This window comes from Marivita lacus (assembly GCF_014637725.1).
Taxonomy (GTDB): Bacteria; Pseudomonadota; Alphaproteobacteria; order Rhodobacterales; family Rhodobacteraceae; genus Marivita; species Marivita lacus.
Window position 1 is genome coordinate 1 of sequence record NZ_BMFC01000064.1, and the last position, 664, is coordinate 664.

Below are 664 nucleotides of genomic sequence, written 5' to 3' on the forward strand. Positions count from 1 at the left end.
CCTGTGCGGCGTCATATTCATCGGCGAGCCGGCGCTTTGCAGCGGCCTCGATTTCCAGAGCATCCGCCTGTGCACGGTGGGCAGCAGCCACGAGATCGTCATGCGCAGCCTTGGCACTGTGAAGACGCGCCATGCGTTTGGCGACATCGTAAGCAAATCCGGCCATTTCACGCGCCTCGAGAACTTCCGCGGCGGATTTGGCACCGGCCAGCATCGTCGACGCGCGGTCGATCAGGCTGGGAAGATCCTGCGATGGGGCCGAAAGCGGGGCGATCAGGCTCATTGATCGCCCCCCTGCGGGACGATCTCGATCTTCAGCGCGCCGGGTCGGACGGTGCGCGCGGGTTCGAAACCGGCGCGGATGGCATCGGGCCAGGCGACGTATTTGCGCTCGGGCACCTTGAACGCGATGTCGACATACTGCGCGGGATCGTCACCGGCCGCGCGGATGCGCTCGACCATGGCGGCGAGACGATCCTGATCCCAATCGACCCGTTTCGGCAGGTCCGCGACCACGGTGAAATCGCCGTCGTCGAACCGGATCGTGCCGGTGTCCTTGCCCGCCGCCTGCCGTTCCTCGGCGGCGCGGGTGGCGTAGCGGACCGTCAGCGCGCCATCGAGGCGAGCCTTCGCGACCTTGGTCCGCGCCATGCGCTCATCGACG

At 67.0% G+C, this 664-nt stretch carries 2 protein-coding genes; both read right to left on the reverse strand.

Going from position 1 to position 664, the window contains the following annotated elements:
- Nucleotides 1-283 (reverse strand): hypothetical protein (locus IEV82_RS23505; RefSeq protein WP_229748015.1); only part of this gene is annotated, 283 nt, incomplete at its 3' end.
- A partial coding sequence (locus IEV82_RS23510; RefSeq protein ID WP_188484508.1) for a hypothetical protein occupies nt 280-664 on the reverse strand: 385 nt, incomplete at its 5' end. The genes IEV82_RS23510 and IEV82_RS23505, both read right to left, overlap by 4 nt.